The organism is Arthrobacter sp. 05T47 (assembly GCF_056395825.1).
The window spans coordinates 1-7,962 of record NZ_JBFTKG010000073.1; the positions used below are offsets into that span (position 1 = coordinate 1).

2 protein-coding genes, 2 tRNA genes and 3 rRNA genes are annotated in these 7,962 nt (G+C 59.1%); all 7 read right to left on the reverse strand.

Annotation, left to right across the window (positions count from 1 at the left end):
- Positions 1-705 (reverse strand): alcohol dehydrogenase catalytic domain-containing protein (locus AC1DEY_RS22480; RefSeq protein WP_476869929.1); only part of this gene is annotated, 705 nt, incomplete at its 3' end.
- A 2-nt stretch (positions 706-707) separates the two neighbouring features.
- Positions 708-2,021: an L-fucose:H+ symporter permease gene (gene fucP / locus AC1DEY_RS22485; protein WP_476869930.1), complete on the reverse strand. Its 1,314-nt coding sequence runs from the start codon at positions 2,019-2,021 to the stop codon at positions 708-710.
- Positions 2,022-2,253: 232 nt separating this feature from the next.
- Positions 2,254-2,376, reverse strand: a 5S ribosomal RNA gene (rrf, locus tag AC1DEY_RS22490).
- 105 nt (positions 2,377-2,481) lie between these two features.
- Positions 2,482-5,267 (reverse strand): 23S ribosomal RNA (locus AC1DEY_RS22495).
- Positions 5,268-5,510: 243 nt separating this feature from the next.
- Positions 5,511-5,586 (reverse strand) — tRNA-Ala (locus tag AC1DEY_RS22500).
- Positions 5,587-5,639: 53 nt separating this feature from the next.
- Positions 5,640-5,716: transfer RNA gene (locus AC1DEY_RS22505), tRNA-Ile, on the reverse strand.
- Between the two features lie 171 nt (positions 5,717-5,887).
- A 16S ribosomal RNA gene (locus AC1DEY_RS22510) occupies positions 5,888-7,369 on the reverse strand.
- The 16S, 23S and 5S rRNA genes sit together here with 2 tRNA genes alongside, the layout of an rRNA operon.
- Between the last annotated feature and the right edge of the window lie 593 nt (positions 7,370-7,962).

Genomic DNA, 7,962 nt, shown 5'->3' on the forward strand with positions numbered 1-7,962 from the left:
CACCAGGTCGTAGAAGGCGCCGTGGGTCAGGCTGGCCAGCGTCTCTGCCGTATGCTCGCCGAGGGGGACCACCCGCTCCACGCCCAGGTGCTCGGCGCAGAAGGCCAGGCGATCCTCGCGGCCGTCCAGCACGCTCACCCGCGCCCCCGCCAGCCGCGCGAACAGGGCGACGGCGATGCCGATCGGCCCGGCCCCGACGACCAGGGCCGCCTGCCCCGGCTCGATCCGCGCCCGGCGCACGGCATGGGCGCCGATGGCCAGGAACTCCACCATCGCCGCCTCGTCCAGGCCCACGCCCTCGACCTTGCGCACAAAGCCCTCCGGCACGGCCAGGTACTCGGCCAGCCCCCCGTCCATGTGCACGCCCAGCACGCGGATGTTCATGCAGCAGTTGGTCTTGCCCTTCGCGCAGGCCGGGCAGGTTCCGCACGACAGGTAGGGCATGACATAGGCCGTATCGCCCGGCGCCAGATCGCTTCCGGCCGGCGCCGAGACCAYCTCGCCCGACAGCTCGTGGCCCATCACCCGGGGATAGGACAGGAAGGGCTGGGTGCCGCGATAGATGTGCATGTCGGTGCCGCACACCCCGACCCTGCGCACGCGCAGCAGCACCTCGCCCGGCCCCGGCTGCGGCGTCGAGCGGCGTTCGAGAACCAGTCGCCCCGGCGCAGCGCAGACCAGCACGTCCATCAGTTCCGGCGTCATGCTCAGTGACCTCCGACCAGCACGGCGTCGTGGGCCGAGACCTCGCGCTTGCGGGCGGTGACAGCGAACAGGCCGACCACGGCGAAGCAGGCGCAGGGCACGAGGATCGCCGTGCGGATCGAGCTTGCGTCCGACACCGCGCCCATCACCGCCGGCAGCACCGCCCCGCCGATGATGCTCATCACCTGCAACGACGAGCCGGTCTTGGTCAGCGGGCCCAGGCCCTTCAGCGAGCCGGCGAAGATGGTCGGGAACATGATCGACATGAAGAAGCTGGTCGCCGCCAGGGCCAGCAGGCCCGTGTGGCCGCCTATGGCCACGGCCGCCAGGGTCAGCGCCACGTTGGCGGCGGCGAACAGCGCCATCAGGCGCGAGGGATCGACCCGGCTCATCAGCGCCGTGCCGGCGAAGCGTCCGACCATGAAACCGACCAGCGACCATGACAGATAGGCCGCCGCGGCCTTCTCGCCCATGCCCGCCACCTGGTGCTGGCCGTAGCGGATCATGTAGCTCCACACGCCCACCTGGGCGCCGACATAAAAGAACTGGGCGACCACGCCGAACAGGAAGCGCGGACGCGAGAAGAGCCCGAGGATCGGCCGGTCGACCTTGTCCTCGACGGCGTCGGCGGCGGGTCGGCTGGCCTGCGCCGGAAAGCGGGTCAGCGCCACCAGCAGCGTCCAGGTCAGCACCACGGCGGCGATGATCAGGTAGGGAACCTGGGTCGACTGGGCCTCGGCGGCCTGGAAGGCCGACAGCTGGTCCGGGCTCATGGCCGCGAACTCCGCCTTCGTGGGCTCCACGCCCGACAGGATGAACTGGCGGCCGACCACCACGGCGGTGATGGCGCCCAGGGGGTTGAAGGCCTGGGCCAGGTTCAGTCGCTGCTCGGCCCTGCCCGGATCGCCCAGCACGGTGATCAGCGGATTGGCCGAGGTCTCCAGGAACGCCAGGCCCGAGGCGATCACGAACAGCGCGCCCAGGAACAGCTCGTAGCGGCGCAGCTCGGCCGCCGGCCAGAACAGCAGCGCCCCCGCCCCGAACAGCAGCAGCCCCACGATCACGGCGGCCTTGTAGCCGAAGCGGCGCATCAGCAGGCCGGCCGGCAGGGCCAGGAAGAAGTAGCCGAGATAGAAGGCCGACTGCACCAGGCCCGACTGCAGGTCGGTGAGGAAGAAAGCCTTCTTCAGGTGCGGGATCAGCACGTCATTGAGGTTGTTGGCCACGCCCCACAGGAAGAACAGCGCGACGATCAGAACCAGGGGCGCAAGGCCCGCGCGCGCGCCCTGCTCACGGGCTCTGGGATCTTGGGTCATCAGGCGTTTCCTCCCGGTCGCGCCCTCTGACGGAGCGCCTGCCGACAAGGCATCATATATGAACCATTACGTCAAATATGAAAATTGATGCGTGCGCCCTGGCGATGACGAAAGCCGGCGGATCCGTGCGAAGGGCCGAAAACGACGAAAGCCCCCAGCTTTGGCCTGGGGGCTTTACGTAGAAGATTTGGGTGCGGGGACAGGATTTGAACCTGTGACCTTCAGGTTATGAGCCTGACGAGCTACCGGGCTGCTCCACCCCCGCGCCTTGAGACGAAGTACCATTGGCCCAGGGGGACTTAACGACCGAGTTCGGAATGGGATCGGGTGGGGAACCCCCGGCAAAGCCACCAGGTCAGCGAAAAGGATGCTGCTTGCCCTCTTTGGGGGAGGGCAAGGCAAAGAAGAAGACATCAGTGTCAGGCAAGGTTTGTAAAGCTTGCATGGGTTTGACTGAAGAACGATCAAGCCTATCGAGCTATTAGTACCGGTAAGCTCCATGCGTCGCCGCACTTCCACACCCGGCCTATCAACGTGGTGGTCTTCCACGGCTCTCAGCGAGACCTTGTTTTGAGGTTAGTTTCCCGCTTAGATGCTTTCAGCGGTTATCTATTCCACACTTAGCTACCCTGCTGCACAGCTGGCGCCATGACAGGTCCACCAGAGGTGTGTCCATCCCGGTCCTCTCGTACTAGGGACAGATCCTCTCAAGTCTCGTACACCCACGGCAGATAGGGACCAAACTGTCTCACGACGTTCTGAACCCAGCTCACGTACCACTTTAATCGGCGAACAGCCGAACCCTTGGGACCTGCTCCAGCCCCAGGATGTGATGAGCCGACATCGAGGTGCCAAACTTTGCCGTCGATATGGACTCTTGGGCAAAATCAGCCTGTTATCCCTAGAGTACCTTTTATTCGTTGAGCGATGGCCCTTCCACGCAGGACCACCGGATCACTATGGCCGACTTTCGTCTCTGCTCGACTTGTCAGTCTCGCAGTCAGGCGGGCTTATGCCATTGCACTCGACGACCGATTTCCGACCGGTCTGAGCCCACCATCGCGCGCCTCCGTTACACTTTGGGAGGCGACCGCCCCAGTCAAACTGCCCGCCACGCCATGTCCCGGACCCGGATAACGGGCCGCGGTTAGACGTCAGCAACAATAAGGGTGGTATTTCAAGGATGGCTCCGCCGGAACTGGCGCCCCGGTTTCATAGCCTCCCACCTATCCTACACATGTTGCTGCTAACGCCAAGGCGAAGCTGCAGTAAAGGTTCATAGGGTCTTTCCGTCTGACCGCGGGAACCCCGCATCTTCACGGGGAATTCAATTTCGCTGAGCCTATGCTGGAGACAGTGGGGAAGTCGTTACGCCATTCGTGCAGGTCGGAACTTACCCGACAAGGAATTTCGCTACCTTAGGACCGTTATAGTTACGGCCGCCGTTTACCTGGGCTTCAATTCGGAGCTTGCACCCCTCCTTTTAACCTTCAGGCACCGGGCAGGCGTCAGACCCTATACGTCGCCTTGCGGCTTCGCAGAGCCCTGTGTTTTTGATAAACAGTCGCTACCCCCTGGCTTGTGCCACTCTTTTCTGGTTGCCCAAAGAAGAGTCACGCTTATCCCGAAGTTACGCGTGCAATTTGCCGAGTTCCTTCAGCATAGTTCTCTCAAGCGCCTTGGTATACTCTACCTGCCCACCTGTGTCGGTTTCGGGTACGGTCTCCGTTGGAGTTATTTCCAGGGACCTGTTCACTGCCGGAACCAATCCAATAAGGACCGACAATTTACCAGATCCGTCACTTCCAACTGGCTCAGGAATATTCACCTGATTCCCATCGACTACGCCTTTCGGCCTCGCCTTAGGGGCCGGCTAACCCTGCGCAGATTAGCTTTACGCAGGAACCCTTGGGCTTTCGGCGAGAGGGTCTCTCACCCTCTTTATCGCTACTCATGTCAGCATTCTCACTTCCGATACCTCCAACAAGGCTCACGCCTCATCTTCACAGGCTTACGGAACGCTCCGCTACCGCTTGCTCAAAGAGCAAACCCATACCTTCGGCGACTGGCTTTAGCCCCGTTACATTTTCCGCGCAGGTTCGCTTGACCAGTGAGCTGTTACGCTTTCTTTAAATGATGGCTGCTTCTAAGCCAACATCCTGGTTGTCAAAGCAAACCCACATCGTTTCCCACTTAGCCAGTACTTGGGGGCCTTAGATGATGGTTAGGGTTGTTTCCCTTTTCACGACGGACGTTAGCACCCGCCGTGTGTCTCCCAGATATCTCTCTCGGGTATTCGGAGTTTGATTAGAATTGGTACAGCTCGCGCCGCCCGCATCCATTCAGTGCTCTACCCCCCGAGGAGTCCGTCTGAGGCACTACCTAAATAGTTTTCGCGGAGAACCAGCTATGTCCAGGTTTGATTGGCCTTTCACCCCTATCCACAAGTCATCCGAGAATTTTTCAACATTCACCGGTTCGGTCCTCCAGTTGGTGTTACCCAACCTTCAACCTGCTCATGGATAGATCACCTGGTTTCGGGTCGTCATGCGACGTACTTATTCGCCCTATTCAGACTCGCTTTCGCTGCGCCTACACCTAACGGCTTAAGCTTGCACGGCACATGAAGTCGCTGACCCATTATACAAAAGGTACGCCGTCACCACGCGCGGTGGCTCCGACTGCTTGTAGGCTTCCGATTTCAGGATCTGTTTCACTCCCCTTGTCGGGGTGCTTTTCACCTTTCCCTCACGGTACTTGTTCGCTATCGGTCATTGAGGAGTACTTAGGCTTGGAGGGTGGTCCCCCCATGTTCAGACAGGATTTCACGTGTCCCGCCCTACTCAAGTCTGTCGCTATTTGACGCTTACGGGGCTATCACCCACTATGGCGGACCTTCCCAGATCCTTCAGCTTTATGTCACGACAGCACTGGCCTGGTCCCGGTTCGCTCGCCACTACTACGGGAGTCTCGGTTGATGTCCTTTCCTCCAGGTACTGAGATGTTTCAGTTCCCTGGGTTTGCTTAATGACCCTATGTATTCAGATCATTATACCTTGTCCGATCCACCGATCGTGCTCCAACCGAGGTTGAAGCAAGTCGGGTGACCGTAAAGGTGGGTTTCCCCATTCGGAGATAGCCGGATCAAAGGGTGCTCGCGCCTCCCCGGCTCTTATCGCAGCGTGCCACGTCCTTCATCGCCTCTCAATGCCAAGGCATCCGTCAGAAGCCCTTATGCGCTTGATCGTTCTCAGCAAAACCCATGCGCTTACCGTCTAGGGACGGCTCGCATGCGCTTTACAATTTGTCAGACAATGATGTCTTCTTAAGTCCAACCTGAAGCGGCTGAACCCTACATTCACGATGTCATTTCGCATCGTCACTAGGTGACGCTGCAAACTTGTATCTTTCCGATCGCTTTATGCTTCATCGCCTTCGCTACCGCTTCGCTGCTTGAGCGAAGACGATGTGCGAACATCCAACAAAGCATGGTGGAGCCAGACGGATTCGAACCGACGACATCCTGCTTGCAAAGCAGGCGCTCTACCAACTGAGCTATGGCCCCTTGTCAGGGTTGAGCCAGGAGAGCTGGTCGGATCCGAAGCTGTTGGAGAAGAGTGGTAGGCCTGGGCAGACTCGAACTGCCGACCTTACGCTTATCAGGCGTACGCTCTAACCACCTGAGCTACAGGCCTATGACGGCCTTCGCAGGCGTCTGCCTCCGGGCTCGCGATCGACTTGATCCCTAACGGAACCAAGTGAGTGGAAAGAGAAACGGAGACGGCGGCGATCCGCTCATTTGTGTGCGTCTAGCGCACTAATTGGAGCCTCAATAGCCTCGTGAGAGGCTGGAGAAGCATCCTTAGAAAGGAGGTGATCCAGCCGCAGGTTCCCCTACGGCTACCTTGTTACGACTTCACCCCAGTCGCTGACCCTACCGTGGTCGCCTGCCTCCTTGCGGTTAGCGCAGCGCCTTCGGGTAAAGCCAACTCCCATGGTGTGACGGGCGGTGTGTACAAGGCCCGGGAACGTATTCACCGCGGCATGCTGATCCGCGATTACTAGCGATTCCAACTTCATGCTCTCGAGTTGCAGAGAACAATCCGAACTGAGACGACTTTTAGGGATTGGCTCCCCCTCGCGGGATTGCAGCCCTCTGTAGTCGCCATTGTAGCACGTGTGTAGCCCACCTTGTAAGGGCCATGAGGACTTGACGTCATCCCCGCCTTCCTCCGGATTAACTCCGGCAGTCCTGTTAGAGTGCCCAACTGAATGGTGGCAACTAACAGCGAGGGTTGCGCTCGTTGCGGGACTTAACCCAACATCTCACGACACGAGCTGACGACAGCCATGCAGCACCTGTGTCCCAGTCCCCGAAGGGAAAGCCAGATCTCTCTGGTGGTCCGGGCATGTCAAAAGGTGGTAAGGTTCTGCGCGTTGCTTCGAATTAAACCACATGCTCCACCGCTTGTGCGGGCCCCCGTCAATTCCTTTGAGTTTTAATCTTGCGACCGTACTCCCCAGGCGGAGTGCTTAATGCGTTAGCTGCGTCACCGACAGGCATGCCTGCCGACAACTAGCACTCATCGTTTACAGCGTGGACTACCAGGGTATCTAATCCTGTTTGCTCCCCACGCTTTCGAGCCTCAGCGTCAGTAACGGACCAGTATGTCGCCTTCGCCACTGGTGTTCTTCCGAATATCTACGAATTTCACCTCTACACTCGGAGTTCCACATACCTCTTCCGTACTCAAGACTGCCAGTATCAAAGGCAATTCCAAGGTTGAGCCCTGGGCTTTCACCTCTGACTAAACAGTCCGCCTACGCTCCCTTTACGCCCAGTAATTCCGAGCAACGCTAGCCCCCTTCGTATTACCGCGGCTGCTGGCACGAAGTTAGCCGGGGCTTCTTCTCCGGGTACCGTCATTATCGTCCCCGGTGAAAGAATTTTACAATCCTAAGACCTTCATCATTCACGCGGCATGGCTGCGTCAGGCTTTCGCCCATTGCGCAAGATTCCCCACTGCTGCCTCCCGTAGGAGTTTGGGCCGTGTCTCAGTCCCAATGTGGCTGATCATCCTCTCAGACCAGCTACTGATCGTCGCCTTGGTGAGCCTTTACCTCACCAACTAGCTAATCAGACGCGGGCCGCTCCAATGGCGATAAATCTTTCCCCCGAAGGGCACATCCGGTATTAGCTCAAGTTTCCCTGAGTTGTTCCGAACCAAAGGGCACGTTCCCACGTGTTACTCACCCGTCCGCCACTAATCCCGAAGGATCCGTTCGACTTGCATGTGTTAGGCCTGCCGCCAGCGTTCGCTCTGAGCCAGGATCAAACTCTCAGGTTGAGTTGACATTGACTCCAGCTATTTGACCGAGGGGAAAACCTCAGTCGCGTATCTGGTTTGCATAGTTTCTTGACGAGTTCCCATCACACAATGACCAAGCCCGAAAGCTCGATCACCGTATAAATGGTGTCTTCAAGAGACCGCATTCGTCAGCGTCTAAGATGACCTCRAAGGGTCATCGCCAGAGCGCCGCCGCCTGCGTTTCTCTTTCCAAATCAACAATGTCAAAGACCAGAGCCGAAGCTCCGAGCCGCCTCCGTAACCGGGGAGCGRCCCCACCGTTTAGCGCCCGGTGTCGGCGGAGGCGGCTATTTAAACCAGCGCCTCATTTTGTCAAACTCTATTTTCAACTTTCTTTTCCAAACCGTCCCGCCTCCGAGGAGGCCGAACCGCTCCGCGGCGCCGAATGGACTTCAGCGCCTCGGAAAGAAAAGAGAGCTTCGAATGAGCCCCCGAAGCGGCGGGCCGCGTCGGGAGGGCGGTGTTTATGCGGGAGCCCATTTTGAGTCAAGCGCACTGCAACGCGCTTTGACGATTTTCTTCGCAAACCGCCCGAAAAGCCCGCCGCATATGGGTGGCGGAAGCCCCCTCCC

Excerpts from the sequence above, each read along its gene's own strand:
- fucP (WP_476869930.1), bottom strand. The coding sequence starts at position 2,021 with ATGACCCAAGATCCCAGAGCCCGTGAGCAGGGCGCGCGCGCGGGCCTT.